Origin of the sequence: Allobosea sp. RAF48, from assembly GCF_052114025.1 — a bacterium.
Classification (GTDB): Bacteria; Pseudomonadota; Alphaproteobacteria; order Rhizobiales; family Beijerinckiaceae; genus Allobosea.
Map to the genome: position 1 here is coordinate 1 of NZ_JBFRDZ010000006.1, position 15,799 is coordinate 15,799.

16 protein-coding genes are annotated in these 15,799 nt (G+C 65.9%); 2 read left to right on the plus strand and 14 right to left on the minus strand.

Annotated features, from left to right (window positions below):
- On the plus strand, positions 1-498 hold a 498-nt coding region (gene scpB / locus AB4Z10_RS12685), incomplete at its 5' end, for an SMC-Scp complex subunit ScpB (protein ID WP_441470752.1).
- A 14-nt stretch (positions 499-512) separates the two neighbouring features.
- On the opposite strand, the gene AB4Z10_RS12690 is transcribed toward scpB, so the two are convergent.
- The 10 genes from AB4Z10_RS12690 to AB4Z10_RS12735 form a co-directional block, all read right to left on the minus strand.
- On the minus strand, positions 513-722 hold the full coding sequence (locus AB4Z10_RS12690; protein WP_441470753.1) for a cold-shock protein: 210 nt from the start codon (positions 720-722) through the stop codon (positions 513-515).
- A gap of 158 nt (positions 723-880) precedes the next feature.
- Positions 881-2,380: a mannitol dehydrogenase family protein gene (locus AB4Z10_RS12695; protein ID WP_441470754.1), complete on the minus strand. Its 1,500-nt coding sequence runs from the start codon at positions 2,378-2,380 to the stop codon at positions 881-883.
- 3 nt (positions 2,381-2,383) lie between these two features.
- A complete protein-coding gene (locus AB4Z10_RS12700) occupies positions 2,384-3,124 on the minus strand; it encodes a glycerophosphodiester phosphodiesterase family protein (protein WP_441470755.1) in 741 nt (246 codons plus the stop codon).
- Between the two features lie 30 nt (positions 3,125-3,154).
- Positions 3,155-4,045, minus strand: coding sequence for a sn-glycerol-3-phosphate ABC transporter permease UgpE (gene ugpE / locus AB4Z10_RS12705; protein ID WP_441470756.1), 891 nt, complete (start codon positions 4,043-4,045; stop codon positions 3,155-3,157).
- Positions 4,046-4,052: 7 nt separating this feature from the next.
- Entirely contained in the window at positions 4,053-5,060 is a 1,008-nt protein-coding gene (locus AB4Z10_RS12710) for an ABC transporter permease subunit (protein WP_441470757.1), read from the minus strand.
- Positions 5,044-6,357 carry an extracellular solute-binding protein gene (locus tag AB4Z10_RS12715; RefSeq protein ID WP_377845256.1) on the minus strand — a complete coding sequence of 438 codons (1,314 nt, stop codon included), beginning with the start codon at positions 6,355-6,357 and terminating at the stop codon, positions 5,044-5,046. The genes AB4Z10_RS12710 and AB4Z10_RS12715 overlap by 17 nt, the downstream gene beginning before the upstream one ends.
- A 157-nt stretch (positions 6,358-6,514) precedes the next feature.
- Complete coding sequence (locus tag AB4Z10_RS12720; protein ID WP_441470758.1) at positions 6,515-7,462, minus strand: sugar-binding transcriptional regulator; 948 nt, start codon at positions 7,460-7,462, stop codon at positions 6,515-6,517.
- Between the two features lie 7 nt (positions 7,463-7,469).
- Complete coding sequence (locus tag AB4Z10_RS12725; RefSeq protein ID WP_441470759.1) at positions 7,470-8,147, minus strand: HAD family hydrolase; 678 nt, start codon at positions 8,145-8,147, stop codon at positions 7,470-7,472.
- A 73-nt stretch (positions 8,148-8,220) separates the two neighbouring features.
- The gene (gene xylB / locus AB4Z10_RS12730) at positions 8,221-9,681 is read right to left on the minus strand and encodes a xylulokinase (RefSeq protein ID WP_441470760.1); all 1,461 of its coding nucleotides are present in this window, start codon (positions 9,679-9,681) and stop codon (positions 8,221-8,223) included.
- A 37-nt stretch (positions 9,682-9,718) separates the two neighbouring features.
- Positions 9,719-10,759: a zinc-dependent alcohol dehydrogenase gene (locus AB4Z10_RS12735; protein ID WP_441470761.1), complete on the minus strand. Its 1,041-nt coding sequence runs from the start codon at positions 10,757-10,759 to the stop codon at positions 9,719-9,721.
- A gap of 185 nt (positions 10,760-10,944) precedes the next feature.
- Between AB4Z10_RS12735 and AB4Z10_RS12740 the strand changes: the two genes are divergently transcribed.
- Positions 10,945-11,895, plus strand: a complete 951-nt coding sequence (locus AB4Z10_RS12740; protein ID WP_441470762.1) for a sugar-binding transcriptional regulator — start codon at positions 10,945-10,947, stop codon at positions 11,893-11,895.
- 12 nt (positions 11,896-11,907) lie between these two features.
- On the opposite strand, the gene AB4Z10_RS12745 is transcribed toward AB4Z10_RS12740, so the two are convergent.
- From AB4Z10_RS12745 to AB4Z10_RS12760, 4 genes are all read right to left on the minus strand, one after another.
- Positions 11,908-12,699: an inositol monophosphatase family protein gene (locus AB4Z10_RS12745; protein WP_441470763.1), complete on the minus strand. Its 792-nt coding sequence runs from the start codon at positions 12,697-12,699 to the stop codon at positions 11,908-11,910.
- Entirely contained in the window at positions 12,696-13,538 is an 843-nt protein-coding gene (locus tag AB4Z10_RS12750; protein ID WP_441470764.1) for a phosphodiesterase, read from the minus strand. Before AB4Z10_RS12750 ends, AB4Z10_RS12745 begins: the two co-directional genes overlap by 4 nt.
- Before the next feature lie 88 nt (positions 13,539-13,626).
- Entirely contained in the window at positions 13,627-14,895 is a 1,269-nt protein-coding gene (locus AB4Z10_RS12755; protein WP_441470765.1) for an ABC transporter substrate-binding protein, read from the minus strand.
- A 91-nt stretch (positions 14,896-14,986) separates the two neighbouring features.
- Complete coding sequence (locus AB4Z10_RS12760; protein WP_441471079.1) at positions 14,987-15,793, minus strand: carbohydrate ABC transporter permease; 807 nt, start codon at positions 15,791-15,793, stop codon at positions 14,987-14,989.
- Positions 15,794-15,799 lie beyond the last annotated feature (6 nt).

Here is a 15,799-nt window from a genome sequence, read left to right on the forward strand (position 1 = left end):
ATCCGCGATGAGTTGGCCGGCCGACCCTACGAGCTCGTTTCTGTCGCCGGCGGCTGGCAGCACCGGACGAAGAAGGGATTCGCGGTCGCGATCCGGACGGCGACCGGGCTTGGCGAGCGCTGCGACAAGGCCTTGTCGCAGTCCGAGAGTTTGGTGCTGTTGTGTATCGGCTATTTCCAGCCGATCACCCGCGCCGAGCTTGGCCAGGTTTTTGGTAAGGAGGTCAGCCGCGACACGATCGGCCATTTGCGCAAGCTCGGCTTCATCGCCGCAGGACCGCGCAGCCCGCAGCCCGGCGCGCCCTATACCTATGTGACGACGCCAGCGTTCCTGTCGCAGTTCGGTTTCGAGACCCTGCGCGATCTGCCGGATTTCGAGAGGCTCGAGGATGCCGGACTGCTTAGCAAGGATAGGTTGCTTGCTGGCGGGATTCCGCTCGCCGCCATCGGTGAGAAGGACGATCCGCAGTCCCCGGATGAGCCCGACGGCGATGCGTAGCCTTCGAGCCGTTTCTACAGGGCTTGCAGTTGCTCGGCTGAGGTCCGACCGGAGCGCTTGTCTTGAGCAGGCTCGTAGGAAACCTTCTGACCGTCGCGCAGCTCGCGCAAACCAGCCCGTTCCACGGCGCTGATATGGACGAAGACATCCTGGCCGCCATCGTCAGGCTGGATGAAGCCAAAACCCTTCGTCGCGTTGAACCACTTCACGGTACCGATCGCCATAGTCGCGTCTCCTGAAAACAGCGCATCATTTCCCCCGGCTGTCGAGTTGGCAACCTGCAGCGTGGAAGGGCGCTTCGTCGAGCTCTTGTCAGCAGCCACCAACGGGCAAAGCTGGCCCAATCCCGACGCTACAATCGTCCGCTTTCGGGGAGAAATGCTTAGAGCCGCATCTCGGAAGCGGAGCGTGATGCGAGAAAGGTGTCGATGCTGGCGCGGGTCCCTGATCGCCAGATGCGCTGCAGCGCTTGAGAGAACGCCTCCCGGAAGCGCGGATCATCCGCCAGATGTCCATAGATGTCCCGCATCTGCAGCCAAGTCTCCGGCGCGGATCGGGCCTGTTGCGCCTGCGCGGTAAGCCGCGACCAACTCGGATCGTTCGGCGCGATCGGCTGCCCGCTTTCCGTCTCGCCGTAGCAGTACCGGCACCAGAGCGCACTCACGAGCGCGAGCCCGTCGACTGGCAGCCCGGCCTGCAAGGCATCCCGCAGAGTCGGCAGGATGAATTTCGGCTGGCGGTTCGAGCCGTCGAGGCAGAGCCGGCGAATGGTGTCGCCGATCTTCGGATTGGCGAAGCGCCGCTCGATCGTGCGCTTGTAGTCTGCCAGATCGGTATCAGGCACCGGCGGGACGACAGGGATGACCTCGTCGTCGAGCAGGGCCGAGAGGAAGCGAGCGATCTGAGTGTCCTGCATCGCCTCATGGACGAAGTGGATGTCGAGAAGACCGGCGGGGTAGGCGATCGCCGCGTGGCCGCCATTGAGGATGCGGATCTTCATCAGCTCGAACGGCGCGACATCGGCGACGAACTGCACACCGACCTCTTCGAGGCGCGGGCGGCCGGCAGGGAAATGATCCTCCAGCACCCATTGCCGGAAACCCTCGCAGAAGACCGGGCGGCTGTCCGCGATGCAGAAATCGTCGCGCAGCGCCTGGCGCTCGCGCTCGGATGTCGCCGGCGTGATGCGATCGACCATGCCGTTGGGAAAGGCGACGCACTCGCGAATCCAGCGCGCGTCCGCGGAGGTGATCAGGTCCACGAGCCCCGCAACCGCATCCGCCGTGACATGGCCGTTGCCCGGCAGGTTGTCGCAGGACATCACCGTGAAGGGTCGCAGGCCGGCTGCGCGCCGCCTGAGAAGCCCGGCGGCGATCAGGCCGAAGGCGGTCTTCGGAGATGCCAGGCGATCGGCGGCATCGGCCACGATATCGGGATGGCCGGGATCGAAGGCCTGCGTTGCCGGATCGATGTAATAGCCGCCTTCGGTGACGGTCAGCGAGACGATCCGCGTGCGGGGATCGGCGAGCCGTTCGAGGATCGCGGCCCCATTGCCCGGAGCGACGAAATCGATCATCGCGCCGGTGACGCGAGCCTGCGATCTCTCTGCCTCCTGCGTCACGACCGTCGTCAGGAAATCCTGCGCGGCGAGATCCTGGCCCATTTCGGCGTCGCTCTCGCGCACGCCGGTGCCGATGATCGCCCAGTCATGATCGCGCCCGCGCTCGAATAATTCGTCGAGATAAGCGGCCTGATGCGCGCGGTGGAAATTGCCGACGCCGATATGGACGATGCCGGGGCTCAGTTCTTCCGCGCGATAACTGGGAACGCTGACCGCCGGGCCGAGCTGTCCGAGCGTCGCGCGGGAGAGGCGCACTGCCATGGCTCAGGCCTGCCTAGCCTTGCGCAGCATCAAGGCGAGGTCCGGGCGGTCGCTGGTGATCTGCGCGATCGGCTGGCTGAGCCAGAAATCGAGATCGCGTACCGTATTGGGCACCCAGGCGCCGAGCTTGTCGCGCCCGACGATGCCGACGGCGCGGTCGACGCAGAGCCGCAGCAGCGACTGTTCGACGGCGATGATGCAGCCGAGATCGACGAAGCGTTGCAAGGTCCGATCGACGCCCCCGAAGGCCTCGCAGGAGCGACGGTCGACCGAGGCGAGCCGGCGCATATGCGGCGCCTTCGCCCGGATTTCCTCGATGACCTCCGGGACGAAGCAGGTCAGCACGACGCGCGAGGCCATCTTGCGCGCTTCGACCAGCGCGATGACCTTGTCGAGCAGGCCGGGATAGGGATTGCCGAAGGCATCCATCTTCATCTCGATTTCGAGCTCGATCCCGGTCGGGCCGAAGACGTCGAGCACCTCCGGCAAGGTCGGGATCGTCTCTCCCAGCGTGTCGTCGAGCGTGACCTTGGCGAGCGCCGCGCGCGACAGATGCGCGACCGGCCCCTTGTGATCGGTGGTGCGTTCCAGCAGCGGATCGTGAATCACCATGATCTCGCCGTCGCTGGAGAGATGCACGTCGAGCTCCACGGCGTCGACGCCGAGGGCGCAGACGTTGCGGAAGCCGCTCAGGCTGTTCTCCGCCCAGATGTTGCGCGCGCCGCGATGACCGATGATCCGCATGTCGATGAGCCTTGCTTGCCGGGTGAGCGGTTATTTGCCGCTATCCACCAGCCCCTTCACGAACCAGCGCTGGAGGATGAGGATGACGATGGTCGGCGGCAGCATTGTCAGGAAGGCCGCGTTCATCAGGAGATGCCAGGTCGGCAGCGAGTCGCTCTGCGGCATCAGCTTCTTCAGGCCGATCACGGCATTGGCCATGGCCGGCTCGGTCGTGAGCAGGAGCGGCCAGAGATACTGGTTCCAGCCCATCAGGAAGAGAATGATCGCCAGCGCCACGATGTTCGAGCGCGAGAGCGGCAGCAGGATCAGGCGGAAGAACTGCCAGGGCGTGGCGCCGTCGATGCGCGCGGCCTCGCAGAGCTCGTCAGGGATGGTGAGGAAGAACTGGCGGAACAGGAAGGTCGCGGTCGCCGAGGCGATCAGCGGCAGGATCAGGCCGGAATAGGTGTTGACCAGGTTCCAGTCGAGATCGACCAGCGCCTGGATGCCGAGCCAGGAACCGAGGATGTTGAGCGGCAGCGCGACATTCGCGGCGGATTCATAGGTCGGCACGATGCGCACCTCGATCGGCAGCATCAGCGACATGAAGATCAGCCAGAAGGCCGTCATCCGGAAGGGGAAGCGGAAATAGGTGACGGCGAAGGCCGCGATCACCGAGACCGCGAGCTTCCCGATGGTGATGCCGGTTGCGATAATGAAGGAGTTGAGCAGGAGCCGGCCGAAATTGGCGCTGCTGAGCACCGTCTGCGTATTCGCGAAGAACTGGCTGCCGGGCAGCCAGGACATCGGCACACGCATGATCTCCTGCTGCGTCAGCGATCCGGTGACGAAGACGAAATAGATCGGCAGGCAGACGAGTGCCGCGCCCACCAGCAGGATGAGGTGACAGAGAGCGTCGATGACGGGGGTGCGCTCGTTCATCGCGGGCCTAGACGCTGTAGTTCACGCGGCGCTCCACGAAGCGGAACTGCGCAAAGGTCAGGAGCAGCGCGAGTGCCATCAGCACGACGGATTGCACGGCCGAGGAGCCGAGATCGAGTGTGACGAAGCCGTCCTGATAGACCTTGTAGACGAGGATCGAGGTGGCGCCGGCCGGGCCGCCGCGCGTGGTCGCGTCGACGATGGCGAAGGTCTCGAACAGCCCGTAGACGAAGTTGATGACGATCAGGAAGAACAGCGTCGGCGCGATCATCGGCAGCGAGATGCGCAGGAAGCGCTGGATCGGCCCCGCGCCATCGAGATAGGCGGATTCGAGGATCGACTGGGGCACCGACATCAGGGCCGCGACGAGGAAGATGTAGTTGTAGCAGATGTGCTTCCACGAGGCGGCCATCACGACCAGCGCGAGCGCATGCCAGGAATTGCGGTTAGGGTCCCAGTCCAGCCCCATCCCCTGCAGCATATGGGCGACGGGGCCGACGCGGGGATTGAACAGGAAGGCGAGCATGATGCCGGCGATCGCGGGCGCGATGGCATAGGGCAGCAGCAGCACGGTGCGATAGGCACCGCGGCCGCGCAGGATGTGGTTCGAGGCGAAGGCCAGCAGCAGCGCCAGCGACAGGGTCAGCACGTTCTGCGCGATCGTGAAGATCAGCGTGACCTGCGCCGAGGACCAGTAGACGTTGCTGCGAAAGAGCCGTTCGAAATTCTGGAAGCCGACCCATTGGGTCGTGGCGCCGAACGGGTCGGTCAACTGGAAAGCCTGGATCAGCGCCCTGATCGAGGGGATGAAGAAGAACAGCAGCAGGATGAAGAGCTGCGGTGCGAGCAGCCAGAAGGGCAGACGCCATTCCTTGAAATGCGCGCGCTTGAGCCCGCTTTCCGCCTGACCATCCTCGGCACCCTTCAGGAAAAGGCGCCGCAGCGGCGAGCGGAGGCGTGGACCGCCTCCACCAGCCGCCGCGGGAAGGCCAGCCGACTTATTTCTTGCCAGCATTGAGCTGCTCGTAGCGACGCAGCGCCTCGTTGCCGCGCGACACGGCATCGTCGAGCGCCTGCTGCACCGGCTTCTTGCCGAGGAAGGCGGCCGAGACCTCTTCCATGATCGCGACATTGATCTGGTTGCTGTTGCCGATGCGGAAGCCGAGCGAATTGTCGCTGGGCGTGCCGCGCATCAGCTGGAGCACCGCGATCTCGCGGGTCGGGTTCTTCTCGTAATAGCCCTGCGCCTTGGCGGCATCATAGGCGGCGGTCGTGACCGGGACATAGCCCGTCGCCTGGTGCCACCAGACCTGGGTGTCGGTCTTGGCGAGGAAGTCGTAGAAGGCGGCGACGGCCTTGTACTTCTCCGGCGTATGGCCCTTCAGGGTCCAGAGCGCGGCGCCGCCGATGACGCTATTGCGCGGCGTGACGCCCTGCTCATAGGGGATTTCCCTCGCGCTCCAGTCGAACTTGGCGGCCGCAACGACGGCGGCGTGCGAAGCGGTGGAGGCGATGATCGTCGAGCACTCGCCGGAGGTGAAGAGCTGGATCGGGATGATGCCCTGGCCGGCGAGCTGCATCACGCCCGACGAGACGAGGCGCTTCATCCGCTCGACCTGGCCGACGAGCTTGCCCTTGTTGAAGACGAAATTGGTGTCGAGCCCGTCCATGCCGTTGCGCTTGGTCGCATACGGGATGTCGTTCACGGCGCTGTAGTTCTCGAGGAAGCTCCACTCGTAGTCGCCGGGGAGCACCATCGCGCATTTCGAGACGCCCTTGGCCTTGATCGCGTCGAGCTGCGGCTCCAGCTCCTGCCAGGTCGCGCCGGGCTTGTCGAAGCCGGCGGCTTTGAAATGGTCGCGGTTGTAGAACAGGATCGGCGTCGAGGAGTTGAAGGGCATCGCCTGCAGCTTGCCGTTGATGGCGAAGTAGCTGACCACCGGAGCGATGAATTTCGAGGTGTCGAGCGGCATGCCCTGCTCGGCCATCAATTCGTTCGTCGGAACGATGGCGCCGGAATTGACCATGGTCAGGAAGGAGCGCTCGTTCGACTGCACGATCTCGGGCTGGCGCTTGGCGCGATAGGCCGCGATCGTGCCGTTCAGGACCTCGTCATAGGTGCCCTTGGCGATCGATTTGACGACGTAGTCCTTCTGCGAGTCGTTGAACTTTTTCACGACCTCGTCGACGCGCTCGCCGAGCGCGCCGCTCATCGCGTGCCAGAGTTCGATTTCGGTTGCCGCCTGCACGGCGGATATCCCCGTCAGCAGCAGGGCGCCTGCGCCCGCCAAAGCACCATAGAAAGGTCGCATGTCAAAGCCTCCCTCATTCGTCTTCTGCGAGCATATGCTCTTTGTTGAAGCATATGCTCGCACACTGGCCTGTTATGTCAACCGTTGGTGACGGGCGGATGACAGCCGCGTGCAATCGCTCGCGCGCGGGGCGGATGAATGAGGTGATGGGTGGGGGTCAGTCCGCGAGCAGGGCGCGGGCGGTGTCCTCGTCGGTGACGAGGCCGTTGATGATCTTGCCGGTCAGGGCGGCGCGCAGCGGCAGGGCCTTGGCCGGGCCCTGGCCGATGCAGATGCGCAGGCGGCTGCTGCCCGGTTCCGGCGGGACGCTGGTGACGCGCAGGTTGGTGCCGCGGTCGAGGAAGCGGCCTTCCGCGTCGAAGACCCAGCCGGTGACTTCGCCGACGGCGCCGTGGCGGACCATGTCGAGCAATTCGCTGCGATTCATGAACCCGTCGCGATAGAGCACGGCGTCCTCGCCGATCTGGCTGATGCCCATGACCCAGAGATCGGCCTCGCCGGCGATGGCGCGGATGCGGCGGATCGACTCGATCTCGACCAGCTGGGCGCGCTCCTCGGGGCTCGACACATAAAGTGGCAGCGGCATCGGGAAATGCTGTGCCTTGGTGATCTCGGCGAGCTTGACCAGCGTGTCGAACGGGCTGGCCGATCCGTCCGGCGAGATCGTTCCGACCAGCGAAACCAGCCGGTGCAGCGGGCAGGACATCGAGGGCACGCGCTCAATGCTGGCGCGCATCGAGCGGCCGGTGCCGAGCGCCATGACCAGGGATTTGCGCGAGCGCAGCCAGCGTTCGATCAGCACGCCGCCCAGCGCGGCGATGCCAGCTGCGCCCGTTTCCGGCGAGCCGTCGGAGGGGGCAACATCGCAATGCAGCAGCTCGAAGCGGTCGCGCAGTCTGGCCGCGAGGTCCATGCAGGTGCTGATCGGATGGTTCATCCGGAAGCTGATCAGGCCCTCGCTGCGGCAGAGCGAGACGAGGCGTTGCGCTGCCGGGCGCGAGATGTTCAGGATCTGCGCGATGTCGTCCTGCGTGCGCCCGGCGATGTAGTAGAGCCAGCCGGCGCGGGCGGCGTCTTCGAGGCGGGTGCTGTCGTTGTCGGCCATCGCGGTCTCAGTGGGGTGCCGGTGCGAGGGCAAGCTCCCGCCAGGATTCGAAGAGGCGGTCGGCTCCGGCTGCCAGCAAGGCCTGGCGCTGGTCGAGCACGGCGAAATGGCTGCCGGCGGCGAGGCCATAGGCCGTCATGCCCGCCGCCTTCGCCGCGGTCACGCCGCTGACGCTGTCCTCGATCACCAGGCAGCGCTCGGGCGCGACGCCGCGCTCGCTTGCCGCCAGCAGGAAGAGGTCGGGCGCGGGCTTGCCGCGCTTCACGCGCGTCGTGCTGAAGATCCGTCCGGCGAACAGGTCCCAGAGTTCGGTCTTGCGCAGGCAAAGCTCGATGCGCTCCTCGTCGCTGGACGAAGCCACGCAATAGTCACTGCTCAGGCCTTCGACGGCATCGCGGACGCCATCGACCGGCTGGAGGTCGCGTCTGAACGCCGCGAAGAGCTGCGCCCTCCAGTCCTGCGTGAAATCAGCCGAGGCCGGGCGCCCGGTCATTCTCTCGTAATCCTCGATGACTGCGCTGGCCGGCCGGCCGAGATAGCGGCGCATGACCGCCTCGAGATCATAGCTCTCGTCGAAAGGCGAGAGAAGATCGACCAGGGTCCGGCAGCTGATGGTTTCGCTGTCGACGAGCACGCCGTCGCAATCGAGGATGACGAGGTCGAAGGGCGGGTGCGGTGAGGGCATCGGACAACAGTTGATTTGAACGGATGCTCACATGAAGAGCATTCGCCCGACAATCTGTCAAACTTCATCTCGGTCAGCGCAGCGTGCGACAGACCTCCGCGGCACGACGCCAGAGGGCGTGGCGCTCGGCATAGGCCGCTACCCTGTCGGGGTGCGGCGTGAAGATATCGGCCTCGCCGGATGGCGGCGTGCAGACCGCCTCCGGACTTTCGTCGGTGCAAGCGAGACGCGCGAGACGCGCCGCCCCGAAAGCCGCGCCGGCTTCGGTTTGCCGGTAGCGCCTCAGCGGTAGGTTCAAGACGTCGGCAAGGATCGCTAGCCACCTATCCGAACGTGCCCCGCCACCGATGGCCATGGCCTCGCTGATCGACGATGCCTCGGCTTCAAGCGCTTCCTTGCCATCCCGAAATGCGAAGGCGACGCCCTCCAGAACGGCCTGGGTCATGGCTTTGCGATCGGTCTCGTGGCCGAGGCCGGCAAAGAGGCCGCGTATCTGCGGATCGTTGTGAGGGGTGCGTTCACCCGACAGATAGGGCGTGAACAGCACCGGTGACGGTTGCTCGACCTGCGCACGAAGCTCGCTCAGCAACACGGCTTCGGACTGTCCGCAGACCGCGGCCCACCAGTTCAGGCTCGCGGCAGCCGAGAGATGGACCGACATCTGGTGCCAGCGATCGGGCAGGGCATGGCAGAAGGCATGGACGGCGCTGCCGGCGCGCGGTTCGAAGCCGGCGGTGGTGCGCCAGAGCACGCCGGATGTGCCGAGCGACAGGAAGCAGCTATCCGGCGCGACGGCGCCCAGCCCGACCGCTCCTGCGGCATTGTCGCCTGCGCCGCCGGCAAAGAGAGGCGGGGCGTCGAAGCCGAGTTCGTGGCTGAGTTCGGGGCGCATGCGGCCGGCAGGTTGCGAGCCCTCGACGAGGGCGGGCATGTGGCTGCGATCGAGCCCGGTCGCAGCCAGCATCCGGTCAGACCAGACGCGACGGCCGGTATCGAGCCAAAGCGTGCCGGAGGCGTCGGACATCTCCTCGATCGCCTCGCCGGTCAATGCCAGCCTCAGATAGGCCTTCGGCAGCAACACCTTGCGGGTGCGCCGGAAGATGTCCTGTTCGTGCCGGCGAACCCAGAGCAGCTTGGGCGCCGTGAAGCCGGGCATGGCGATGTTGCCGGTGATCGCACGGGAATCCGGCTCGCTCGCTTCGATCCCGGCGCATTCGGCGGCGGCGCGGCCGTCGTTCCAGAGCATGCACGGGCGTAGCGGTTGATCGCATTCGTCCAGCAGAACCGCGCCATGCATCTGCCCGGAGAGGCCGATGCCAGCGCAACGGCGAAAAGCCTCGGGGGCTGCGCTCTTGAGGCCGTGCAAGACATCCAGCGTCGCGGCGATCCAGTCGGCGGGGGCCTGCTCGGACCAGAGCGGGAAGGGGCGGGCGATGGCCAGCTCTCGCGCCACTGAGCCGAGCACATGCTGCCGGTCATCGACAAGCACGGCCTTGACCGACGACGTCCCGAGATCGATGCCGATATAGGTCACATCAGGGCCTGTGGCGCGGGTTCAGCGGAGTCGGGCTTCAGCGATGGTCCGCTGGCAAGTCGCCCGGATAGATCATGCTCTTGACCATACCGTCTTCATTCGACGCATGACGGCGGAAGGCGGCCGGCCCTTCTGCAAGAGGGAAACGATGGCTGACCACGGCCTCGACATCGACCTTGCCGAGCGCCACCAGTTCGATCGCGCGCGGATAGACATGGCCCATCCGGCGCGAGAACTTGATGTTGAGCCCGCGCCTACGGGCTTCCGCGGCCGGGATCACATAGCTGTCGCCGTCAGGGATGCCGACAAGCACGACGCGGCCGCCGATGCGGGCGGCGCGAATGGCGTCGCGGAAACCTTCGGGGGCGTTGGTCGCCTCGATGACGAGGGGCATTCCTTCGCCCTTCGTCCATTCGGCGATGTCGGCGACGCTGGCGCCGGCCTTGTTCGCGCCGAGCTTCAGCGCCAGCTCGCGGCGATGCGGCTGCGGATCGCAGGCCAGGATCTCGCCGACGCCGGCCGTGCGCAGCACCTGCAGGATCAGCAGGCCGATCGGGCCGCAGCCGATCAGCGCCACGCGTTCGAGCAGGCGCGGCTTGGCGAGATCAACGGCATGGATCGCGACGCCGAGAGGTTCGAGCATCACCGCCTCGCTCGGCGAGAAGGTCTCGGGCACCGGCACGATCTGCGATTTCGGCACCCAGATCCGCTCCGTCATCGCCCCGTCATGCGGGGGAGCCCCGATGAAGACGACGTCGGGACAGAGATTGGGATGGCCATTTCGGCAATGCTCGCAACGGCCGCAGGCCTGGTTGGGATCGACGGCGACGAGGGCGCCGCGCGTCAAGCCGAGCTCCGGCAGGTCCTCGGTCAGCCAGCCGCTGAACTCGTGGCCGGGCACGAAGGGCGTCGCGATCACCGCCGAGCCGATGCCGCCATCCTTGTAATAATGCAGGTCGCTGCCACAGAGGCCGACGGCGGCGACATCGAGCAGGGTTTCCCCCGCCGCTCCCTCGCGAAGGTTGAACGGGGCGACGCGGGCATCGCCTGCGGCGTGGAGGAAGATGGCATTGGACATGGAAGTCTGCGCTCGTTTCGCGGAAGGCCTTCGACAAATGTATTTTCTGATTTACATTGGTTTGCGTCAAGCGCGAAACCGCCGCGGCTCTGCGCGTTGTGGGGTGGCCTGAAAGCGATGTAAGCCAGCTTCGAAGACCATGCCGACCGCCTCGCAGGCGGAGCCCATCGCATCAGGATACCGCCATGCCGGAGGAACCGCAGACGCAAGTTCGAGCCGCCTGGCTCTATTACATGGAAGGTTTGACCCAGGCGGAGATTGCGGACCGGCTGAAGATGACCCGCCTGCGCGTCAACCGGCTTCTGGTCGAGGCTCGCAGCAGCGGGCTCGTCAACATCACCATCAATTCCCGGCTGGAGAGCTGCGTCCGGCTGGAGCGCGCGCTGATGGCGCAGTTCGGCCTGAAAGACGCGATCGTCGTGCCCAGCCCCGCCGATCCCGATCAGATCGCAGCGCAGATCGGCAAGGCGGCCGGCGAGTTCGTCTCGCGGGTCATCGAGGAGAACCCCACCGGCGTCTTTGGTGTCGGCTGGGGCGGGACGCTGCGAGAAACCATTCGCCATATCCGCCCCGGGCAGTATCGCGACCTCGCGGTCACCTCGATGATGGGCGGGCTGACCTATGGCATCGAGATCAACACATTCGAGATCGCCAGCCATTTCGCCCGGCTCTGGCAGGCGCAATGCCATTACCTGGCGGCGCCCATCTATGCCGGGGCGCCGCAATCGCGCGACACCATTCTGGCGCAGGACGTGTTCGAGGCAGCCTTCGCCCGGATCAGGGCGACCGATGTCGCGATCCTCAGCGCCGGCGACCTGAGCGAGCGCTCGCTGCTGGTGCGTTATGGCTTGCCGGGCGATGTCCGTGTCGCCGAGCTCACGGAAGCAGGCGCGGTTGGCGATATGCTCGGCCAGTTCATCGACCGCCACGGGCAGGCCATCGCGCATCCGATCAATCGCCGCGCCATCGCGCTCCCGCTCGACGCCCTGCGCCGGATCCCGACCGTGATCCTCGCCTCCGGCGGGATGAACAAGGCGGAGGTCATCGCGGCCACCTTGCGCGGGAAGCTCGCCTCGGTGCTGATCACGGACGAGGATGCGGCGGCGGCCGTGCTGGAGAGCCCGGCGCCGGCCTGACGGGCCGCCGCGTCAGGCGCTGCGGATCGCCTGTAACAGCTCGTCGTGGATCAGGCCGTTCGTCACGACCTTCTCCAGGTCCTCGTCGAGCGAATCCCGGCCGTCGACCGTCGTCACCTTGCCACCGGCTGCCCTTACCAGCGGCATTGCTGCTGCATGCGAGACGATATCGGCCTTGAGGCCGATGAAGGCGTCGAGCCGCCCCGCCGCGACCAGCGACATTTCCAGCCCGCCGGAGACGATGACCCGCACGCCGCGGCACAGGCCGGCGAGACGGCGGATAACATCGCTCGTCCGGTTCGCGTCCTCGGTGCTGTAATGCGAGGTCAGGCAGATCGAGACGACGGCGTCGCTGAGGCGTGTCGTGGCCGAGACGCGCGCCGGTCGGCCATCGACGGTCGCGATACCGCCTTCGGCGAAGCGAGCGGAAAGCCCGAGGAGCGGGGCATGGGTGAGGCCGAGCACGGTGCGGCCCTGCTCTTGATAGGCCAGCGTGACGGAGAACCAGGGCAGGCCAGAGGCGTAGTTCACCGTGCCGTCGAGCGGGTCGATGATCCAGCACGGCGCCTGCTCTGAGCCGGAGAAGCCGGCCTCTTCCGAGAGGATCGCGGCTTCCGGTGTCAGCACGCGCAGGCCGTCGATCACGAGGCGCTCGGAGGCGAGGTCGGCCGCCGTGACCACGTCGTTCAGCTCCTTGCGGGTGACGCCRAGCTCGGCGCCCTGCATCTGCACGAGCACGTCGCCAGCGCGGCGGGCGAGGGCATCGGCCTGGTCGAGCAGGGCGAGAAGGCGTGGTTCGGTCATCGAGCAGGCACCATTTGCGGCTTTCCGGGATAGGCGGGATCGAGCACGAAATCCCGGCGCGGTCCATAGTCGCCGATCGGCTGGAGATGGCTGATCATGCCGAGGCCGGGCTTCCAGACATGGAGCGCGAGCGCCGGCGGCTCCATCACGAAGCGGTTCTCGGTGCCGGGCCTGAGATCGAGGGCGACCTGATGAGCCGTTCCCGGCACGACATAGCCGATGGTGCCGGCGAAGCGCAGCTGGATAGGCCGGTGGTAATGGCCGCAGAGCACACGCTCGATCTCGGGATGGCGAGCGATCAGTTTGGCAAAGCCCGGCGAGACCTTGCAGGGCATGATGTCCATGCCGTCCACGCCGACAGGGAAGGGCGGATGGTGCATGAAGACAAGGGTGGGCTTGCCCTGTCCTTGTGCGAGCTGCTCAGCCAGCCAGGCCTCGCGCGCGGCGCAGATCTCGCCGCCATCCTCGCCCGCGACGACGGTATCGAGCCCGATCAGCCGGACCGGGAAATCGTCGACGACGTAGTGCAGGAAGCCGGTTTGCGGCAGGTAAGGATGGGCCGGGCCTAGTTCCGCTGCGAAGGTGTCGCGGCGGTCGTGATTGCCGGGAATGACATAGACCGGCATCGGCAGGCGCTGCAGCGCCGCGCGAACGATGCCGTATTCCTCCGGAAGGCCGCAATCAGAGAGATCCCCCGTAACCAGAACGCAGTCCGGCCGCGGTTCCAGCTTCAGGATCTCGTCGACGGCCCGCTCGATCGCCGGATTGGTCTCGACGATGCCATAGGCTGGGTTGCCGTGCGGGCGGGCATGGAAGTCGCTGAGCTGGGCGATGATCATTGGGAACGTGTCCGGCAATCGGGAACAGGAGAGCCGCCCGGCCGGGTGAGGACCGGGCGGCATTGAGCGGGCGACGAAGCGCCGCCGCTTACTTCATCAGGGCTTCGGTCTCGGAGACGATGCGCTCGATGCCGGCCTTGGGCTGGATCTCGCCGCGCATCACGCCGGAGACGACCTCGCGCTGCTGGCGCCAGATGCGCACCGAGTTGCCGCCCGGGTAGCCTTCCCACGGCGCGGCGCGGGAGACCTGGCCGTTGATCGTGCGGAAATTGGCGTTCTCCTTGTAGAACGGGCCGAGGAAGGCATCTTCGCCGGCGCGCAGATTGGTCGGCATGTAGCCGGCGGTCTCGACGACGATCTTCTGGGCTTCCGGGCCGGTCACGAACTTGATGAACTCCCAGGCGGCCTTCTGCTTGGCGGTGTCCTTGGCGGTAATCAGCGCGGCGTTGCCGCCGGTCGGCAGCTTGCCCTTGGCCTTGTCGTCAACCGGGAAGAGGGCAGTCTTCAGTGTGAAGCGGTCGCCGATCAGGTCGGTGACCTGGCGCAGGCGGGCCGGGGTGTCGAAGAAGATGCCGATCTTGCCGGCGATGAACTGCTGGCGCGACTGATCCCAGTCGATCAGCGGCATGCCGCCTTCAGTGACGAGGCTGCGCAGCGTCGCGAGCGTCTTTTCGCCAACCTCGCCGCCGAAGGCGACCTTCTTGCCATCGGGAGCGAGCATGGAATGGCCGCCTTGCAGGATCATGCCGCGCCAGAGCCAGTCGTCCGGCCAGTCATGGATGTTGTAGGCCACGCCGGCGGTGTCGCCGCTGCGGATCTTCTTGGCGAGCGCGACCGTGTCGGCCCAGTTATCGGGCATCTTGTCGGGGTCGCCGCCGGCCTTTTTCACCAGTTCGGCATTGAAATACATCAGCGGCGTCGAGGCGTTGAAGGCGAGGCCCGCCTGCTTGCCGGCGACCTGGCCGAGCGAGAGCAGAGCATCGGAGTAATTGGCCTTGCGCCAGGCTTCCGGCTCGGCCTTCAGCAGCGGACCGAGATCGACGACCTGCTTGCGCTTGTCGAGGGTCTCGACGAGTTCGGTGAGCAGGTGGAAGCCGGAATAATAGACATCCGGCAGCTGGTTGGTCACCGAAGACCGCAGCATCGCCTGATGGCCTTCGTCATAGCTCGCGGCCGGCGCCCGGAAATTGATCTTGATATCCGGGTGCTTCTTCATGAATTCCGCGGCGATCGGCTCGTGGAACTTGGCGAAGGCCGGGAAGGCGTAGAGCACGTCGAGCGTGACCTGGGCCTTCGCCGCCGTCGAGGCGAGAAGGGTCAATGCCGCCGCGGCAAGGGCTTTGCCGAGAGGTTTCATGCGTGATCTCCTTGGCATGGACAGCGGAGGGCTGCCGGGTTTCAGTTGCTTCAGGCCTGAACTTTGGGCGGGGGTGCGGCAGTGCTGCCGGCTACTTCACCCCGGTCATGGTGATGCCGTCGATGAAGCGGCGCCTCGCGACGAGGAAGGCGATGACGAGCGGTGCGGTCAGGATCGTCGCGGCGGCGGTCAGCGCGCCGTAATTCGATCCGGTTTCGGCATCGGCGAAGAACATCATTCCGAGCGGCGGTGGCGCGAGCTTGGCGTCGGAGATGACGATCAGCGGCCAGTAAAGATCGTTCCAATGCGCTACCGCCGAGAACACCGAGAAGGCGGCGATGGCCGGCCAGGCGCTCGGCGTGACGATGCGCCAGACGATCTCGAACTCGCTCATGCCGTCGAGCCGGGCGGCGTTGATGATGTCGTCGGGAAAGCTGCGGAAGAACTGGCGGAACAGGAAGATGGCGAAGACCGAGAGGAAAAACGGCACCATCATCGAGAAATAGGTGTTGAGCAGCCCAAGCTGGGCGAGCGCGATATAGAGCGGCATCGCCGGCACCTGCACCGGGATGCACAGCCCGAGCAGGACCAGCACGAAGAGCGCGTTGCGGCCGGGAAAATCGAGCTTCGCCAGCGCATAAGCGCAGGGGATGGCGACGAGAAGCTGCACGATCAGGATTCCCCCACAGAGGATGACGCCGTTCAGCGCGAAGCGCAGCAGGGGAGCCTTCTCCATCGCGAAGCCGTAGTTCTCGAGGCCGTAGAACCGCTTCGGCCAGAGCGAGATCTCGGCGTTGAAGATCTCGGCCGGCGGCTTGATCGAGGTCACCAGCATCCAGATGAACGGCGCCAGCATGAAGATGGCGCCGGCGATCAGCACGCCATGAACCAGAGCCATGGTCAC

Excerpts from the sequence above, each read along its gene's own strand:
- AB4Z10_RS12690 (WP_441470753.1), bottom strand. The coding sequence starts at position 722 with ATGGCGATCGGTACCGTGAAGTGGTTCAACGCGACGAAGGGTTTTGGC.
- AB4Z10_RS12695 (WP_441470754.1), bottom strand. The coding sequence starts at position 2,380 with ATGGCAGTGCGCCTCTCCCGCGCGACGCTCGGACAGCTCGGCCCGGCG.
- AB4Z10_RS12700 (WP_441470755.1), bottom strand. The coding sequence starts at position 3,124 with ATGCGGATCATCGGTCATCGCGGCGCGCGCAACATCTGGGCGGAGAAC.
- ugpE (WP_441470756.1), bottom strand. The coding sequence starts at position 4,045 with ATGAACGAGCGCACCCCCGTCATCGACGCTCTCTGTCACCTCATCCTG.
- AB4Z10_RS12710 (WP_441470757.1), bottom strand. The coding sequence starts at position 5,060 with ATGCTGGCAAGAAATAAGTCGGCTGGCCTTCCCGCGGCGGCTGGTGGA.
- AB4Z10_RS12715 (WP_377845256.1), bottom strand. The coding sequence starts at position 6,357 with ATGCGACCTTTCTATGGTGCTTTGGCGGGCGCAGGCGCCCTGCTGCTG.
- AB4Z10_RS12720 (WP_441470758.1), bottom strand. The coding sequence starts at position 7,462 with ATGGCCGACAACGACAGCACCCGCCTCGAAGACGCCGCCCGCGCCGGC.
- AB4Z10_RS12725 (WP_441470759.1), bottom strand. The coding sequence starts at position 8,147 with ATGCCCTCACCGCACCCGCCCTTCGACCTCGTCATCCTCGATTGCGAC.
- AB4Z10_RS12735 (WP_441470761.1), bottom strand. The coding sequence starts at position 10,759 with ATGTCCAATGCCATCTTCCTCCACGCCGCAGGCGATGCCCGCGTCGCC.
- AB4Z10_RS12740 (WP_441470762.1), top strand. The coding sequence starts at position 10,945 with ATGCCGGAGGAACCGCAGACGCAAGTTCGAGCCGCCTGGCTCTATTAC.
- AB4Z10_RS12750 (WP_441470764.1), bottom strand. The coding sequence starts at position 13,538 with ATGATCATCGCCCAGCTCAGCGACTTCCATGCCCGCCCGCACGGCAAC.
- AB4Z10_RS12755 (WP_441470765.1), bottom strand. The coding sequence starts at position 14,895 with ATGAAACCTCTCGGCAAAGCCCTTGCCGCGGCGGCATTGACCCTTCTC.
- AB4Z10_RS12760 (WP_441471079.1), bottom strand. The coding sequence starts at position 15,793 with ATGGCTCTGGTTCATGGCGTGCTGATCGCCGGCGCCATCTTCATGCTG.